Annotated in this window: 19 protein-coding genes; 10 read left to right on the forward strand and 9 right to left on the reverse strand. The window is 73.2% G+C overall.

Going from position 1 to position 15626, the window contains the following annotated elements; all coding sequences use genetic code 11:
• Positions 1 to 28 precede the first annotated feature (28 nt).
• The 4 genes from ACEZDG_RS19575 to ACEZDG_RS19590 are packed head-to-tail and all read left to right on the forward strand — an operon-like array spanning position 29 to position 3648.
• A complete protein-coding gene (locus ACEZDG_RS19575; RefSeq protein WP_380511871.1) occupies positions 29 to 979 on the forward strand; it encodes an ABC transporter permease in 951 nt (316 codons plus the stop codon).
• Positions 979 to 1839, forward strand: coding sequence for an ABC transporter permease (locus ACEZDG_RS19580; RefSeq protein ID WP_380511164.1), 861 nt, complete (start codon positions 979 to 981; stop codon positions 1837 to 1839). The genes ACEZDG_RS19575 and ACEZDG_RS19580 overlap by 1 nt, the downstream gene beginning before the upstream one ends.
• Complete coding sequence (locus tag ACEZDG_RS19585; RefSeq protein WP_380511167.1) at positions 1836 to 2849, forward strand: ABC transporter ATP-binding protein; 1014 nt, start codon at positions 1836 to 1838, stop codon at positions 2847 to 2849. Before ACEZDG_RS19580 ends, ACEZDG_RS19585 begins: the two co-directional genes overlap by 4 nt.
• Entirely contained in the window at positions 2842 to 3648 is an 807-nt protein-coding gene (locus ACEZDG_RS19590; RefSeq protein ID WP_380511170.1) for an ABC transporter ATP-binding protein, read from the forward strand. Before ACEZDG_RS19585 ends, ACEZDG_RS19590 begins: the two co-directional genes overlap by 8 nt.
• Before the next feature lie 27 nt (positions 3649 to 3675).
• Here the strand turns inward: ACEZDG_RS19590 and ACEZDG_RS19595 are convergent, their stop codons facing one another.
• Entirely contained in the window at positions 3676 to 5052 is a 1377-nt protein-coding gene (locus ACEZDG_RS19595; protein WP_380511173.1) for a HAMP domain-containing sensor histidine kinase, read from the reverse strand.
• A gap of 8 nt (positions 5053 to 5060) precedes the next feature.
• Positions 5061 to 5750, reverse strand: coding sequence for a response regulator transcription factor (locus ACEZDG_RS19600; protein ID WP_380511176.1), 690 nt, complete (start codon positions 5748 to 5750; stop codon positions 5061 to 5063).
• A gap of 206 nt (positions 5751 to 5956) precedes the next feature.
• Here ACEZDG_RS19600 and ACEZDG_RS19605 point away from each other — a divergent pair, with 206 nt between their 5' ends.
• On the forward strand, positions 5957 to 7381 hold the full coding sequence (locus ACEZDG_RS19605; protein ID WP_380511179.1) for a ferredoxin reductase family protein: 1425 nt from the start codon (positions 5957 to 5959) through the stop codon (positions 7379 to 7381).
• A gap of 50 nt (positions 7382 to 7431) precedes the next feature.
• Positions 7432 to 7629, forward strand: coding sequence for a hypothetical protein (locus ACEZDG_RS19610; protein ID WP_380511182.1), 198 nt, complete (start codon positions 7432 to 7434; stop codon positions 7627 to 7629).
• Positions 7630 to 7647: 18 nt separating this feature from the next.
• Here ACEZDG_RS19610 and ACEZDG_RS19615 read toward each other — a convergent pair whose 3' ends face one another.
• The 5 genes from ACEZDG_RS19615 to ACEZDG_RS19635 all read right to left on the reverse strand — a co-directional run bounded on the left by ACEZDG_RS19615 (position 7648) and on the right by ACEZDG_RS19635 (position 11839).
• Positions 7648 to 7827 (reverse strand): hypothetical protein, encoded by a 180-nt coding sequence (locus ACEZDG_RS19615; RefSeq protein ID WP_380511187.1) that lies wholly within the window; start codon positions 7825 to 7827, stop codon positions 7648 to 7650.
• Between the two features lie 36 nt (positions 7828 to 7863).
• Positions 7864 to 8061 (reverse strand): DUF4236 domain-containing protein, encoded by a 198-nt coding sequence (locus tag ACEZDG_RS19620; RefSeq protein WP_380511190.1) that lies wholly within the window; start codon positions 8059 to 8061, stop codon positions 7864 to 7866.
• Positions 8062 to 8226: 165 nt separating this feature from the next.
• On the reverse strand, positions 8227 to 9786 hold the full coding sequence (locus ACEZDG_RS19625) for an amino acid permease (protein ID WP_380511193.1): 1560 nt from the start codon (positions 9784 to 9786) through the stop codon (positions 8227 to 8229).
• A 168-nt stretch (positions 9787 to 9954) separates the two neighbouring features.
• Positions 9955 to 11601, reverse strand: coding sequence for a hypothetical protein (locus ACEZDG_RS19630; protein ID WP_380511196.1), 1647 nt, complete (start codon positions 11599 to 11601; stop codon positions 9955 to 9957).
• Between the two features lie 43 nt (positions 11602 to 11644).
• On the reverse strand, positions 11645 to 11839 hold the full coding sequence (locus ACEZDG_RS19635; protein WP_380511199.1) for a hypothetical protein: 195 nt from the start codon (positions 11837 to 11839) through the stop codon (positions 11645 to 11647).
• 407 nt (positions 11840 to 12246) lie between these two features.
• Between ACEZDG_RS19635 and ACEZDG_RS19640 the strand changes: the two genes are divergently transcribed.
• The 3 genes from ACEZDG_RS19640 to ACEZDG_RS19650 all read left to right on the forward strand — a co-directional run bounded on the left by ACEZDG_RS19640 (position 12247) and on the right by ACEZDG_RS19650 (position 13817).
• Positions 12247 to 12639 carry an ankyrin repeat domain-containing protein gene (locus tag ACEZDG_RS19640; RefSeq protein ID WP_380511202.1) on the forward strand — a complete coding sequence of 131 codons (393 nt, stop codon included), beginning with the start codon at positions 12247 to 12249 and terminating at the stop codon, positions 12637 to 12639.
• Positions 12640 to 12659: 20 nt separating this feature from the next.
• The gene (locus tag ACEZDG_RS19645; RefSeq protein WP_380511205.1) at positions 12660 to 13178 is read left to right on the forward strand and encodes a GNAT family N-acetyltransferase; all 519 of its coding nucleotides are present in this window, start codon (positions 12660 to 12662) and stop codon (positions 13176 to 13178) included.
• A gap of 93 nt (positions 13179 to 13271) precedes the next feature.
• Positions 13272 to 13817: a DoxX family protein gene (locus ACEZDG_RS19650; protein WP_380511208.1), complete on the forward strand. Its 546-nt coding sequence runs from the start codon at positions 13272 to 13274 to the stop codon at positions 13815 to 13817.
• Here ACEZDG_RS19650 and ACEZDG_RS19655 read toward each other — a convergent pair.
• A complete protein-coding gene (locus ACEZDG_RS19655) occupies positions 13780 to 14004 on the reverse strand; it encodes a hypothetical protein (protein ID WP_380511211.1) in 225 nt (74 codons plus the stop codon). The two genes, ACEZDG_RS19650 and ACEZDG_RS19655, sit on opposite strands and share 38 nt — an antisense overlap.
• A gap of 104 nt (positions 14005 to 14108) precedes the next feature.
• Between ACEZDG_RS19655 and ACEZDG_RS19660 the strand changes: the two genes are divergently transcribed.
• Positions 14109 to 14714, forward strand: coding sequence for a TetR/AcrR family transcriptional regulator (locus tag ACEZDG_RS19660; protein ID WP_380511214.1), 606 nt, complete (start codon positions 14109 to 14111; stop codon positions 14712 to 14714).
• Positions 14715 to 14757: 43 nt separating this feature from the next.
• Here ACEZDG_RS19660 and ACEZDG_RS19665 read toward each other — a convergent pair whose 3' ends face one another.
• Positions 14758 to 15570, reverse strand: a complete 813-nt coding sequence (locus tag ACEZDG_RS19665; protein WP_380511217.1) for an SGNH/GDSL hydrolase family protein — start codon at positions 15568 to 15570, stop codon at positions 14758 to 14760.
• Between the last annotated feature and the right edge of the window lie 56 nt (positions 15571 to 15626).

Here is a 15626-nt window from a genome sequence, read left to right on the forward strand (position 1 = left end):
CGCCGGCACCGCCGTCACGGCGGGCACCCTGCTGCGCTTCGCCGCCCGGCGGCTCGGCGAGCTGGCGGCGACCCTGCTCGGCGCCTCCTTCGTCATCTTCGGCGCGCTCTACCTCGCCCCCGGCGACCCGGCGAGCTTCCTGCTCTCGGGACGGGCGGCCACCCCGCAGGCGCTGGCGGCGATCGACGCGCAGTACCACCTGGACGACCCCTTCGCGGAGCAGTACCTGCGCTGGCTCGGCCAGGTGCTGCACGGCGACTTCGGCCGCTCGATCGAGTACCGGACCCCGGTCTCCACCCTGCTCGCCGCCCGGCTGCCGACCACCCTGCTGCTGGTCGCCATGGCGCTGCTGCTGGTGGTGGTGTTCGGGCTGGTCCTCGGCCGGCTCGGCGCGGTGCGCGGCGGCGCCGTCGACGCCACCGTCCTGGTCGGCACCACGCTGGCCCTGGGCACCCCCTCGTTCGTCGCCGCGATCGTGCTGCAGGGGGTGTTCGCGGTGGACCTGCACTGGTTCCCCAGCGGCGGCAGCGGCACCGGAGCCTGGCAGACGGTCCGTCACCTGGTGCTGCCTGCCTGCGCGTTGGCGCTGTACCTGGTCGGGATGCTGGCCCGGGTCACCCGCAGCGCGATGCTGGAGGCACTCGGCCAGGAGCATGTGGCCGCGGCCCGCAGCCGGGGCGTGCCGGAGCGTGCGGTGATCCGCCGCCATGTGCTGCGCAACTCGCTGGGGACCGTGCTCACCATGGGCGGCCTGGTGGTCTCCACCCTGGTGGTGTGCACGGTGCTGGTCGAGACCGCCTTCAGCCTGGACGGCATCGGGCAGCTGCTCGACCTGTCCACCACCACCAAGGACTTCCCCGTGGTCCAAGCCATCTCGCTGATCATCGTCGCCCTGTTCATGGTGGTGAACCTGCTGGTCGACCTGCTGCACCCGCTGGTCGATCCACAGGTGGCCCTCGGCACCAGGAGCCTCGCCTGATGACCACCGCCGCACTCGTCCGCCGTCCTGGCCTCGGCCGGGTCCGCACCGCCCGGGCGCCGCTCTACCTGCTGTGCCTGGGCCTGGTCGGGCTGATCGTGCTCGCCGCGCTGCTGGCGCCCTGGCTGGCGCCGCACGACCCCAATGCCGTCGAGCTCGGCGACGCCCTGGCCGGGCCGTCCGGGGGCCATCCGCTGGGCCTGGACTCCAGCGGGCGGGACACCCTGTCCCGGCTGCTGCTCGGCAGCCGGACCTCGCTGCTGGGACCGCTGGGCGTGGTCCTGTTCTCCACCGTCACCGGGGTCGGCGTCGGCACGGTCGCGGCCTGGCGCGGCGGCTGGCTGGACTCGCTGCTCTCCCGCGGCACCGAGATCGTGTTCGCCTTCCCCGGGCTGCTGCTGGCGCTGCTGATCGTCTCCGTCTACGGGCAGGGGCTGGTCGCCCCGGTGATCGCGCTGGGGATCGCCTACCTGCCCTACGTCAGCCGGCTCACCCGCTCGCTGGTGCTGGCCGAGCGCGAACGGCCCTATGTCGCCGCGTACCGGGTCCAGGGGCACTCCGGCCCGCAGATCTGCCTGCGGCACGTCCTGCCCAACATCGCGCCGGTGGTGCTGGCCCAGTCCACCATCAACTTCGGCTACGCGCTGATCGACCTGGCCGGGCTGTCCTTCCTCGGCCTCGGCGTCCCGGCGCTCACCCCCGACTGGGGGCAGATGGTGTTCGACGGCGAGTCGGCGATCCAGCAGGGGTACCCGCTGTCGGCGTTCCTGCCCTGCGCGGCGATCGTGCTGACCGTCGTCGCCTTCAATGTCGTCGGCGAGCAGTGGGCCGACCGGATCGCCAGGAGGGACGACCGATGAGCGCCGAGGCAGACACTCCTGTGCCCGACCTACCCGTGCTCGACGTCCGGGGGCTGCGGCTGCGGCTGCCGGACACCGCCCGTCCGGTGCTCGACGGGGTGGACCTGACGGTCCGTCCGCGCGAGACGGTGGCCCTGGTGGGGGAGTCGGGATCGGGCAAGACGCTGACCGCCCGGAGCGTGCTGCGGCTGCTGCCGCCGGGCGCGGAGACCGAGGGCACGGTCCAGGTCCAGGGCGAGGACGTGCTGGCCATGCCGCCGGACCGGCTGCGGGCGCTGCGCTCCGGCACCGCCGCGATGGTGTTCCAGGATCCGCGCGCGGTGGTCAACCCGCTGCGCCGGGTCGGCGACTTCCTCACCGAGGGAGTGCGCCTCGGCGCCCGCCGCGACCGCCGCGACGCCGAGGCCCGGGCGGCCGAGCTGCTGGCCGCGGTCGGGCTCGGCACCGCCGTGCTGCGCCAGTACCCGGGCGAGCTGTCCGGCGGCATGCTGCAGCGGGTCATGATCGCCGCCGCGCTGATGGGCGACCCGGTGCTGCTGCTCGCCGACGAACCCACCACCGCCCTGGACGTGACCACCCAGGCCGAGGTGGTCGCGCTGCTGGGGGAGCTGCGCGACCGCTTCGGCACCGGGCTGCTCTTCGTCACCCATGACTTGGGCCTGGCCGCCGCGATCAGCGACCGGGTGTACGTCATGTACAGCGGCAGGATCGCTGAGACCGGCCCGGCCGCGGAGCTCTTCGCCCGGCCGCGCCACCCGTACACCGCCGCGCTGCTGGCGTCCACGCCGAGGCTGGACGCGCCGCCGGGGGGCAGGCTCGCCGCCATCGAGGGGCAGCCGCCGGACCTGGGCACGGCCCCGACCGGCTGCGCCTTCGCGGCCCGCTGCGCCCACGCCACCGCGCTGTGCCGGGAGCAGGTGCCGGCCGCGCTGCCGGTGGACGGCGACGCCGGGCATCTGACCGCCTGTCACCACAGCGACCGACTCGAGGGGAGCAGGGTCCATGACTGACGCCGAACCGGTGCTGGAGGTGTCCGGGCTGCGACGCGCCTACGGCCCCGTCCGGGCGGTGGACGACGTCTCCTTCACCCTGGCCGGGGGCGCCTCGCTGGGCATCGTCGGGGAGTCCGGCTCCGGGAAGACCACCACCGCGCGGATCGTGGTCGGCCTGGAACGGGCGGACGCGGGACGGGTCCTGGTCGGCGGCCGGGACCGGACGGCGGGCGGGCGCGGGCGCGCCGCCCGGCTGGAACGGGCCAGGGCGGTGCAGATGGTGTTCCAGGACCCCTACCTCTCGCTCGACCCCCGGATCAGCGTCGGCGCGGCCCTGCGCGAACCGCTCGCCCTGCACTTCCCCGGACGCGACCACACCGCCCGGGTCGCCCAACTGCTGGACCAGGTCGGCCTGGGCGCCCGCGCGGCGGGCTCGCTGCCCCGGCAGCTCTCCGGCGGCCAGCGGCAACGGGTGGCCATCGCCCGCGCGCTGGCGGTGGAGCCGGCCGTACTGGTGCTGGACGAGGCGGTGGCCGCGCTGGACGTGTCGGTGCAGGCGCAGATCCTCAACCTGCTGGGCGACATCCGCGAGCAGACCGGGATCAGCTATCTGTTCATCACCCACGACCTGGGCGTGGTCCGCTGCGTCACCGACCGGGTGCTGGTGATGCGGCACGGCGCGGTGGTCGAGTCCGGACCCACCGACCGGGTCATGTCGGACCCGCGGCACCCGTACACCCGGCTGCTGCTGGACTCGGTCCCGCGCCCCGGCTGGGACCCCCGGGCGCTGGCCGCCGCGCGGGCCCGGCTGGGGTGAGAGCTGGGGTGAAGGGTCTTCGGACGGTCAGTCTCCTTGGGCGGTCGGCAGGGTGACGACGGCTCGGAGACCGCCGCCGACCGCCTGCTCCAGTCGCAGCGAGCCGCCGTGCAGCCGGGCCTGTTGCTCGACCAGGGCCAGGCCGAGCCCGGATCCGCCGCTGCGCGGCCGGGCGCCCCGGGTGAAGCGCTGCTTCATGGCGGCGCGCAGGTCGGCCGGGATGCCGGGTCCGTCGTCGCTGACCGTGACCCGGGCGAGCCCGTCCCCGACGGTGAGGCCGACCTCCACCTGTCCGTCCTGGCGTCCGTGCAGGGCGGCGTTGTCGAGCAGGTTGTCGATGGCCAGCCGCAGCCCGGTGGGCCAGCCGGTGACCTGCGGGGTGTCGGTACCGGCCAGCCGGTAGCCGGTCCCCTGGTGGCGCAGCCGGGCCTGCCGGACCGCCTCCGCCAGCAGCTCGGCCAGGTCGACCCCGGCGCCGGCCGGCAGGGCCCCCGCGTCGCCGCGGGCGAGCGCCTGCAGGCCGGTGAGCAGGGCGGTGATCCGCTCGTGCTCGGCGGCCATGGCGGCCAGGGCCTGCCGGCGCCGCTCCGGATCCAGGTCCGGGTTGCGCCTGAGCGTCTCCAGGTTCATCCCGATGCTGGTCAGCGGGGTCCGCAGTTCGTGCCCCGCGTCGGCGGTGAAGCGGCGGGTGGCGTCCATGCTGGTCTGCAGCTGCCGCAGCATCCGGTTCAGGGCCTCGGTCAGCTCGGCGACCTCCCGGGGGCCGCCGGCGGCGGGGAGCCGCCGCTCGGTGTCGCCGGGCCGGATCCGCTGGGCGCCGGCCCGCAGCCGGTCCAGTGGCTGCAGGATCAGCCGGGTGAGCAGCCACACCCCGGTCCCGGCGAGCAGGGTGGCCAGTAGCGCGACCACGGTCACCAGCTGGGCGTTGTCGGTCAGCCGCTGCTCGATCGGGTCCAGGTCCTGCAGCACCTGGAGCCGGTCGCCGCCGCTGCCGAGCGGTTCCACCAGGGAGCGCCAGGACTGCCCGCCCGCCTCGACCGTGCTGTAGCCGTCCACGGTGGGGACCGGCAGCTCGACGCCGGGCGTGCCGCCGCGCTGGGCGGTGATCCGGCCGTCGGAGACCAGGCGGACCAGGGACTGGCTGCCGGCCAGCAGGCCGCCGTAGTCGTCGTTGATGCCCTGCCCGATGCCTTGGCCGGTGCCCGTGGCGGGGGAGAGCAGCTTCTCCGCGTCCTGCTGGGCCTTCTGCGCCTGGACGGCGAGCTGGCGGTCGACGTCGGTGCGGTCCCGGTGGTCGATCCGCAGCACCACGACCAGCCCCGCCAGGGCCACCACGGTCATCACCAGCAGGGCGACGCTCGCGGTGATCCGGGAGCGCAGGCTGCGCGGCAGGAGCCTAGCCATCAGCGCGCTCATCCGCGCAGGACGAAGCCGACGCCGCGCACCGTCCGCAGGATCCTGGTCCCGCCGTCCGCCTCCAGTTTCCGGCGCAGATAACCGACGAAGACGTCCACGACATTGGTGTCCACGTCCCAGGTGTAGCCCCACACCCGTTCCAGCAGCTGGGCCCGGCTGAGCACCTGGCCGGGCCGCTGGGCGAGGGTGAACAGCAGGTCGAACTCACGGGTAGTCAGTTCCAGGTCGCGCCCGGCCCTGGTGGCCACCCGGGAGGCCGGTTCCACGGCCAGGTCGCCCAGCACCAGCGGGCGCTGCCGGGCGCTCTCGTGCAGCCGCACCAGGGCGTGCAGCCGGGCGGCCAGCTCGGCCACCGAGAAGGGCTTCACCACGTAGTCGTCGGCCCCGGCGGCGAGTCCGGCCACCCGGTCCTCGACCTCGTCGCGGGCGGAGAGCATGCAGACCGGGAGGGTCCGCCCCTGGATCCGCAGCCGGCGCACCACCTCGACGCCGCTCAGGCCCGGCATGGTCACATCGAGCACCACCACGGCGGGGGGCCGCTCGGCGATCTGCCGCAGGGCCGACTCACCGTCGGCCGCCTCGCGGACCTCGAAGCCCTCAAGACCCAGCCCCAGCTGCAGGGCCTGGCGCACCCCGTGGTCGTCGTCGACCACCAGGGCCTGCGGCGTCCGGCGAGAAGCACTCATCAGTGACAAACCTACCCATTCCACCTGCGGTCTGCGGCAACCTACCACCCGGTTCCGTTCCGGTTCCGAGTAAACGCTGCGAACCACAAAGCAGATTAAGACCGGCGGACCGGTTCTTAAACGGGCCACAAGAAGGGTGGTCAGGCTGGCTGGACCAGGCGGCCCCCACCGGGGCGGCCACCGCCGCTGCGAGAGGGAACCCGCCGATGACTCTGCCCACCACGCCGACGACGTCCACAACAGTCCGGGTCGACCGCCGAAGGCCCCGGCCGGGGCGGCGGTTCGGCCCGGCCGACCTGCTCGGCCCGGCCGCCATCCTCTCCGGTGTCGCCGTGGTGTGCCTCTGGGTGATGGACCAGGGCGGTCCGCTGGGGCTGGCCTCGATGGACCGGGCGCTGGGCTCCCTCGGCCTGCTGACCGGGCTGCTCGCCTCCGACCTGCTGCTGCTGCAGGTGGTGCTGCTGGCCCGGATCCCCTGGGTCGAACGCGCCTGGGGCCACGACCTGCTGACCCGCCGTCACCGCTGGATCGGCTTCGCCTCGTTCTGGCTGATGACGGCGCATGTCGCCCTCTTCGCCGTCGAACGCGTGGCCCGCGACCCGGCGGCGGCCGGCCAGGCGCTGCTGCAGGTCTTCGTCACCGACTCCTGGATGCTCTTCGCCACGGTCGGCACCCTTCTGCTGATCATGGTCGTGGCCACCTCGGCCCGCGCCGCGCGCCGGCGGCTGCGCTACGAGTCCTGGCACCTGCTGCACCTCTACGCCTACCTCGGGATCGGGTTCTCCTTCCCGCACACCCTCGCCGACGGCGCCGACTTCCACGGCGCCTGGTCCCGGGCCTACTGGTGGACGCTGTACCTGTTCGCCGTCGCCGTCACTCTGCTCTACCGGCTGGCGCTGCCGGCCTGGCGGTCCTTCCGCCACCGGCTGCGGGTGGAGCAGGTCACCGGCGAGGGCACGGGCGTGGTCTCGGTCACCATGCGCGGACGCCGGCTGGACCGGCTGCGCACCCAGTCCGGGCAGTTCTTCATCTGGCGCTTCCTGGACGGCCCCGGCTGGTCCCGCGGCAACCCCTACACCCTCTCCGCCGCCCCCACCCCGGACCGGCTGCGGATCACCGTCAAGGCCGCCGGGGACGGCAGCGCCCGGGCGGCCCGGCTGCGACCGGGCACCCGGGTCCTGATCGAGGGCCCCTACGGCACGATGACCGCCCGCAGGCGGAGCAACCCCCACGTGCTGCTGGTCGCCGCAGGCATCGGGGTGACCCCGCTGCGCGCCCTGCTCGAAGACACCCCCTACGCCCCCGGCGAAGCCACCCTGGTCTACCGCTACAGCGAGACCCAACACGCGTTCCTGGCCGAGGAGTTGCGGCAGATCGCGGAGCGAAGGGGAGTCCGGCTGCACTTCCTGCCCGGCCCCCGCAGCGCCGACGGCTCCTGGCAGGCCGCGGGGACGGCCGGGGCCGCGCCGGACAGCGACGACGCCCGCGCCCTGGCCCGGCTGGTGCCTGACATCACCGCGTGCGACCTCTACGTCTGCGGACCGCCCGCCTGGCTGAGGGCGGTCCGCAGGGCGGCACGCCGGGCCGGGGTGCACCGGGACCACCTGCACACCGAGGACTTCGCCTGGTAGTCCCGGCGGCCCTTTCTGATCAACCCTCACACAACACCATGGAGTAACCCGTGCGACGTATCACGCTCTGGATCACCGCGACCCTCGCAGCGACCGCGCTGCTCTTCGCCTACCAGGCCAACCTCTCCGGGACGACCGGTAAGTCTGACGACTCCCGCGATCCGGCCACGAGTTCCGCACCGGCCAAGCCCGGGGACACCACCCCGGGCGACGGCCAGCACGTCGACAAGCCCGGCGAGAACAAGTAGCCCCGGGCCTCGGCTCGGTCAGCGGCGGGTGCGGCGACGGGTGTAGGTCGAGGTGGCGACCCCGGAGAGGTGCAGCGCGAGCAGGGTCAGACCGAGCAGCATAAGACTGGTCGGGGAGATGATTCTGTCCGTGGCTATGTTGGCGGCATTGATGACAAAGGCCACACCGAAGGCCACGGCGGCAGCAATTCCAAGCATGGGAAAACCTCTTTCGTCAGGAATAGGTAGGGGGGGTCAGCGGTCGCGGCGGCGGCTGCTGGTGTGCCGCCAGGAGAACGGACCGGGCAGGTCGATGCTGCTGGTGCGCCGGCCCTTGGTATTGACGGTCATGTGCTCGCGGCCGGATCCGGCGGTGATGGACATCGAGTGCCCGTTGATGTTGAGCCGCACTCCGGGCAGGATCCGGAACGACTTGTGGAATCGGAGAGGCATCTGAGGCTCCTTCAGCTGGGTGGTTCCGTGGGCTGCGTCTGCCCACCCGGGCCGAGTCGACACCGCATTCCGGCGACCGGAATTCCCTCCGGAACGCAGCGGTGCGGACGTCCGGGGAATCGGACGTCCGCACCGTGTTCGGCCGGGCTCGGAATTCGGTCGGGATCAGATCACGCCGAGGTCGCGTTCGACGGCGGCGAGTTCCTCCTCCGTGCCCTGGACCTTGGGGCCGGTGAACCACTTGTGGGCGGAGACGAGCCACCAGATGCCGGCGAAGCCGATCACCACCACCACGGCGATCGGGGCGTAGTTGAAGGACTTCGCGGTGACCGGGCTGACCTGGGGGAGCATGAACAGCACGGTGATCACCACCACCCAGCCCACCGCGACGATGCCGACCAGCTTGCTCCAGCGGCCCAGGTGCCAGGGGCCGCGGACGAAGTCGTCACCCTGCCTGAGTCGCAGGAAGGTCGGGATGACATAGGCGATGTAGAGGCCGATGACGGCGATGGAGGTGACCGCCGCGTAGGCGGTGACATTCCACAGATAGGGCAGGCCGAGCAGGAAGGCCCCGCCGGCGGCCAGCCAGACGGCGTTGGTGGGCGTCCGGGTACGGGTGTTGATGCGGTGCCAGAGGGCCGAGCCCGGCAGCGCCCCGTCCCGGGAGAAGGCGTAGATCATGCGGGAGTTGGCGGTGACCGAGCTCATTCCGCAGAAGAGCTGGGCGCCGACCACGACCAGCAGCAGCAGTTTGCCGCCGGTGGCGCCGACCGCGTCGATGAAGATCTGCGCGGGCGGGACCCCGGTGGAGCTGCCCAGCGCGCCGCTGTAGCTCTGGATGGCGAAGGTGATGCCGATCAGCAGCACCCAGCCGGCGACCAGCGAGACCACGATCGACATCACGATGCCGCGCGGTCCCGAGCGGGCCGCGTCGTGGGTCTCCTCGGTCATGTGCGCGGAGGCGTCGTAGCCGGTGAAGGTGTACTGGGCCAGCAGCAGGCCGAGCGCGGCCACATAGAGGGTGCTGTGCCAGCCGGTGGTGTTGGCGAAGTGGGTGAAGACGAAGGACGCCGACTGGTGGTGGGACGGGGCGATGGCGAGCGTGCCGACGATCAGCGCCACCCCGAGGATGTGCCACCAGACGCTGACGTTGTTGAGCAGCGCGACCAGCCGCACCCCGAAGGTGTTCAGCGCCCCGTGCAGGACCAGGATCAGCCCGAACAGCAGCACGGTGTGGCCGGGGGTGGCGGTGAACCAGCCCTGGATGTCCAGCAGCGCGTTGAGGAACTGGGCCGCGCCGAAGTCGATGCCGGCGGTGACGGCGACCTGGCCTATGAAGTTGAACCATCCGGTGAACCAGCTGACCACGGGCCCGCTGCGGCCGGGAGCCAGCTTCGCGGCCCAGTAGTAGAGCCCGCCGGCGGTCGGGAAGCTGGAACAGACCTCGGCCATGGAGAGGCCGACCAGCAGGGTCATCAGGCCGACGAAGGGCCAGCCCCAGACGATCAGGACCGGGCCGCCGGTGTTCATGCCGTACCCGTAGAGGGTGAGGCAGCCGGAGAGGATGGAGATGATGGTGAAGGAGACGGCGAAGTTGGAGAACCCGGACATGGTCCGGGAGAGCTCCTGGGCGTAGCCGAGTTCGTGCAGCCGTTGCTCGTCGGCGGTGCGTTCGGCGGCCGGGGGCTTCAGGGGGAGGTCGGCGGGGGCAGGTTCGGAGGACATGTGCACCTCTCGTCGGGTGCGGACCGCTCAATGGTATGAGAGTGGTCCATTGGCGCACTATTGAGCCCGTGCCGAGCCCGGCCGTCAAGAGGTAGCCGCCAGGGGATTGCACGCGGCGGAGCCCCCGGCGGGACGGCCGGGGGCTCCGAGGGTGCGGGTGACGCCGCGTCAGGGCAGTTGCAGCGCCGGGATGACGGGGGTGGCGATCTCCCCGGTCCGCTCCTCCGCGCGCTCCTGCTGCTCGGCCCGGTCCGGGCCGGGGTCCGGGGCGGGACCGGACCGGGCCGGCGGCGGATTCTTGTCGAGCGACAGCGCGGCGGAGGCCGGGGCCTCGGTGCGGCTGTCGGTGTGCGGCAGCAGGGCGATCACCGCGTCCCGCTGGTCCGCCGGGGTCTCCTCGTCCAGCGGGTCCGGCGCGGCCGGGACCTGGATCCGGACCGGCGGGTGGATGCCGAGCCGGGCGTAGCCGCGGCCGGGCGGGGTGTGGCTGGACGGGGTGATGTCCAGCGGCGCGCCCAGCGCGTCCGGGGCCAGGTCCGGGTCCAGCGGGCCGAGGACCACCCGGGCCCGGGCGGCGGAGCGGACCGTCGGCTTGATCCGCGGCAGCGCGTCCAGGTGGTCCGCCACCACCACGGTGATGTGGGCGGTGCGGCCGTGCCGGAGCGGCACCTCCAGCAGGTCCTGCGGGTCGGTCCTGCCCTCCGCCTGGGCCAGTTCGCTCAGCTCGGCCGGGTGGTCGAGCAGCAGCCACAGCGGCCGGACCGTGTCGGCCGGGGGAGTGATGCCGCTGCGCTTGGCCAGGTTGTGGGCGTCCAGGCGGCGGTGGGTCTCGTTCACGGCCCACTCCAGCGCGGCCAGCGCGCCGTGCAGGCTGGTCTCCACGGTGTGCACGCCGGGGCGGCCGACCAGGCAGGCGTGCTCGCCGGTGCCGGCCCCGTCGATCACCACGATGTCGCCGTGCGCCAGGGCCTGCAGCGCCAGCGAGCGCAGCAGGGTGGAGGTGCCCTGGCCGTGGGTGCCCAGCGCCAGCAGGTGCGGCTCGCCGGCCCGGGGGCCGGTGCGCCAGAGCACCGGCGGCTGGTGGGTGGTGCCCGCGCCCTGACGGACCGGGATCATCCGATTGGTGCTGGTGGTGTCGGTGAACCCGAGCACGACCTCGCCCTGGGCGGTGACGTAGGGCTGCGCCAGGATGTCGGTGGGCAGCGGGGAGAGCACCGAGACCTGGAGGTGGTTGGTCTCCTCGTCCCAGGTGAAGCGGTACTCGCGGCTGCGTCCGGCCTTGCTGTGGATCACGTGCTCGATCCGGGCCCTGGCGTGCGGCTCGGTGTCGGTGAAGTACGCGGGGTAGCGCAGCTCCAGCGAGGTGAGCCGGCCCTCCGGGTCGAACTCCCAGCTGCCGAAGGCGTCCTTGAAGTCGCCGCCGTGGCTGTAGAGCGGGGACGGGTCCGACTCGTGCACCAGGTACGGGGTGAGCGCGGTGTAGATGGCGCCCAGCTTGAGCTGGCTGGTGTCCGGGGCCGGCTCGGGGGCCGGGGCGCGGTCCCGTCCGGCCCAGGCGGCGCTTCCCATCAGGGTGAGCAAGGCCAGCAGCGGGCCGTAGGGGAGCAGGGCGACCGCCGCGACCACCGCCACGGCCAGCAGCAGGACGGGTCCGCGGCGGTCCTTGGGCAGGCCGCCCCACCACTTCACGGCCCAGCGGCCGTGCGCGCGGAGGCCGCGGCCGATGGTGAGCAGCGGTCCGAACATGTCGGCGGCGTGGTCACCCGCGGTGCGCGCGAGATCGCGTCCGCGGGAGAGGTGCTGGATCAGGGTCATCGGTCTCTCCGGCAGGCATGGTGGGCCACGGTCACGAGGGAGCTCAGAACTTGATGCCGCCGAGGAGCCCGGCCAGGCTGGCGCCCCCGGCCGTGATGCTCGGTGCGATCGCGGTGCCCGCCAGGTAGAAGCCGAAGAGCGCGCACACCAGCGCGTGCGAGATCTTCATCCCGTCCTTGCGGAAGAAGAGGAAGGCGATGACGCCGAGCAGAACGACTCCGGAGATGGAGAGGATCATGTGGAGCTCCTCGAAGTGGTGGGGACAGGCGCGGGGATGACGCCGGGGTGGACGAGGTTGGTATCAACAAAGCGGAGTGATAACAGAATGTCCCTACATAGTGACAAAAAGTGACAGAAAACGGATAGGCGCAAATGGGTGGTTTTTCGTCCAAGCCGCAACCAACCGGGCTACCACCCCGTGTGGAGCAGCCCTCGGGGTGATCGTGGCCGTCGTTTTCGCCCCGCCCTGCGCGGCGCGCGGCAGGTTCGCCCGTACGAGTGCGGTGGCGGCGTGGCGGCCGTGCCGGGTGACCGCATGCTGGGACGGCGTGCGCGCCGGGATGGGGGAGCGGGCCGTGACCCGTCACACTGGCGTGGCTCGTACGGTCGTGCGGGCGTCGAGCGAACGCTGAGGAGTGGTGGGCGATGAGTGAGCCGGTTGACCCCGAACTGGTCGAGTTGGCGGGGCGGGTCTTCGACGCGGCGCGGACCGGGGACGCACCCGCGCTGGCCGCCTACGTCGACGCGGGCGCCCCCGCGAACCTCTGCAACGACCGCGGCGACTCGCTGGTGATGCTGGCCGCGTACCACGGGCACGCCGACGCCGTCCGCACCCTGCTGGAGCGCGGGGCCGATGCCAACCGGGTCAACGACCGCGGCCAGACGCCGCTGGCCGGGGCGGTGTTCAAGGGCGAGGACGCGGTGATCGAGACGCTGCTGGCCGGCGGCGCCGACCCGCACGCCGGGCAGCCCTCGGCGGCGATGACGGCGGAGATGTTCGGCCGCACCGAACTGGTGAAGCGGTTCGGCGCCTACTGAGCGCGGTCTAGGATCTTCGGATGGACATTCGAGTCGTGGGCTATGCCCACCCCGACGCGCAGCTGCTCATCGCCGAGGTCCAGCAGGAGTACGTCCGGCGCTACGGCGACCCCGACGTCACCCCGGTCGACCCGACCGAGTTCGACCCGCCGCGCGGGCTCTTCGCCGTCCTCTACGACGAGGACGGCCGCCCGGTCGGCACCGGCGCCTGGCGCGCCCGGGAGGCCGAGGAGGCCGGTCTGGCCGAGGGCGACGCGGAGCTGAAGCGGATGTACACCGTGCCCTCCGCGCGCGGACGCGGCCTGGCCCGGCGGATGCTGCGCTTCCTGGAGGACGAGGCCAGGAGCGCGGGACGGCTGCGGGTGGTCCTGGAGACCGGCACCGAACAGCCCGAGGCGCTGGCGCTGTACGCCTCCGAGGGCTATCTGCTGACGCGCAAGTTCGGCTTCTACCGGGACAGCCCGCTCAGCGTGTGCCTGGCCAAGCCGCTGGTCGTCGGCGAACCGGCCGGGGTCCACGCGGCCGAGACCCAGGCCTGAACCGAGGCCCGGGTGCGGGGTCGCGCGGGCACGGGATCTGACGCACAGTTGGATTGTTCCCGCGCGTGCCGCCGACCCCGAAAGGCCTCCGCCATGCCCTGCCTCCACCGCAAGGACCTCGGACTGCTGGCGCTGCGGCTCGGCACCGGCGGGGTGCTGTTCGCGCACGGTACGCAGAAGCTCTTCGGCTGGTTCGGCGGGGGCGGTCTCGAAGGCACCGCCAAGGGCATGGAGCACATGGGCTTCAACCCCGGGAAGGTCAGCGCCGTCGCGGCCGGCCTCGGCGAGGCGGGCGGCGGCGCGCTGCTGGCGCTCGGCCTGGCCACGCCCGCGGCGGGCGCCGCCGCCGCGGGCGCGATGGCGGGCGCGGTCGCGGTGCACGTCCCGTCCGGGTTCTTCAACCACCAGGGCGGCTACGAGTACCCGGCCTTCCTCGGCTTCGTCGCCGCCGGGCTGGGCCTGGCCGGGCCGGGCCGCTACTCGCTGGACCACGTCACCGGGCACCGGCTGAACCGCTCGGTCACGGTGCTGCTGGCCTTCGCGGCGAGCACGGCCGCGGCGACGGTGGTGGTGGCGCGCAGGGCGGTGCCGGAGCCGCCGGTCAGCCGGCCGGCCAGCCCGCTGGAGACAGAGCACTGAGGTAGGGGCGGATCTGCTCCCGTCCCTCGGCCCGGTCGGACGCGGGGGCGGGCAGGGCGAACGAGAGCTCGGCGACGGTGTGCCGGGCGTACAGATCCGCGACCTGCTGCCAGCGGCCGGCCGCGATGTGGCCGATCAGGGCCTCGAAGAGTTCGCGCGGGGTCGGGGCGCCGGTTGCTGCGGACATGGTTCCTCCCTGGGCATCCGAGGCAATAGAATCGGAGTCGTGACTCCGATTGAACGATACGGACTGACGACTCCGTTTGTCCATCCCCCGCGGGGCGGTGGGCGATGAGGTGCCTGTCCGGCCCCGGCTCGGCGAAGCCGCTGCGCGCCGACGCCCGGCGGAACCGGGCCCGGCTGCTGGAGGCGGCCGAGCAGGTCTTCGCAGAGAAGGGGATCGGCGCGTCCACGGAGGAGATCGCGCGGCAGGCGGGGGTCGGCATCGGGACGGTGTTCCGGCACTTCCCGACCAAGGAGGCACTGCTGAAGGCGGTCTTCCTGGGACGGCTCGCCCGGCTCGGCGAGGAGGCGGCGGCGCTCGCGGAGAGCCAGGAGCCCGGCCCGGCCTTCTTCGCCTTCTTCACCCACGCGGTGGACCAGTCCTCGGCGAAGAGCGTCCTGGTGGACGCCCTGGAGGCGGCCGGGGTGAACGTCGAGGCGGCGGTCTCGGAAGTGGCCGGGCAGCTGGACGCGGTGATCGGGGGGCTGCTCGCCAACGCGCAGCGGGTCGGCGCGGTGCGCGCGGACATCGGCGCCGACGAGCTCAAGGCGCTGCTGGTCGGCGCCTCGCGGGCGGTGGAACAGGCCGGGGTGGATCCGGGGACCAGGGCCCGGACCCTGGCCGTGCTGCTCGACGGGCTCCGCCCGCCCGCGGCCTCCCGGCCCCCGGCGTGATGACCTGACCGGCACGCATGCGGCGGTGCCGCCCGACGGGGCGTCACTTCTCCTGGGGCCAGCTGCCCAGCGCCGTGCACATGGCCGGCAGCAGGGCGATCGCCGCGGTCTGGTAGCCGAGCGGGGACGGGTGGTAGCGGTCGGAGGCGAACATCTCCGGCCGGTGCGCGAACTCCGGCCCGAGCCCGGCCAGGGCCACGGCGTGCCCGCCCTCCTGCTGCACGGCCGCGGCCTGGGCCGCGGCCAGCCGCCGCCCGGCCTGCTGGGCCAGGGACCGCAGCGGCAGCTGCAGCGGCTCCACCACACCGAGGTCGGGACAGGTGCCGACGACGACCTGGGCCCCCGCGGCCCGCAGCCGCCGGACCGTCCCGCCGAGCATCCGGGCCGAGTCGGCAGGCTTGATCCGCTTGGCGATGTCATTGACGCCGACCATGACCAGGGCGATGTCGGGGGTCGGCTCGGCCCGGAGCACGGTGTCCAGCTGGCCCTCCAGATCGTCGGACGCGGCCCCGTTCGCCGCCGCCACCCGCAGTCTGACCGGGCGTTCGGTGATCGAGGCGATGCCCGCGGCGAGCAGCGCGCCGGGGGTGTCCCGTCCCCGGTCCACCCCGAATCCGGCCGCGGTGGAGTCGCCCAGGACCACCAGCACCAGCGGTGTGGAGCCGGGACTCGCGAACGCGCCGCCGTAGAGGCCGTCGGCGCGCGGCGGTTCGCCCTTCAGGGCGTCCAGCCGGACCTCGGCGATCTTCGCCTCGGTGAGCAGCAGGCCGGCCAGGCCCACGGCGACCAGGCCGATCGCACCGCCTCCGTAGAGCGCCGCCGCGATGAGGCGTCTGGCCATCGGTTCCCGTGCCATGTCTGCACCCCCCAGTCCGGGTACTTACCTGCCGCCCGGCAAGTATAGGTCCGAAG

The sequence above is a fragment of the Streptacidiphilus alkalitolerans genome, assembly GCF_042511045.1.
GTDB lineage: Bacteria > Actinomycetota > Actinomycetes > Streptomycetales > Streptomycetaceae > Streptacidiphilus > Streptacidiphilus alkalitolerans.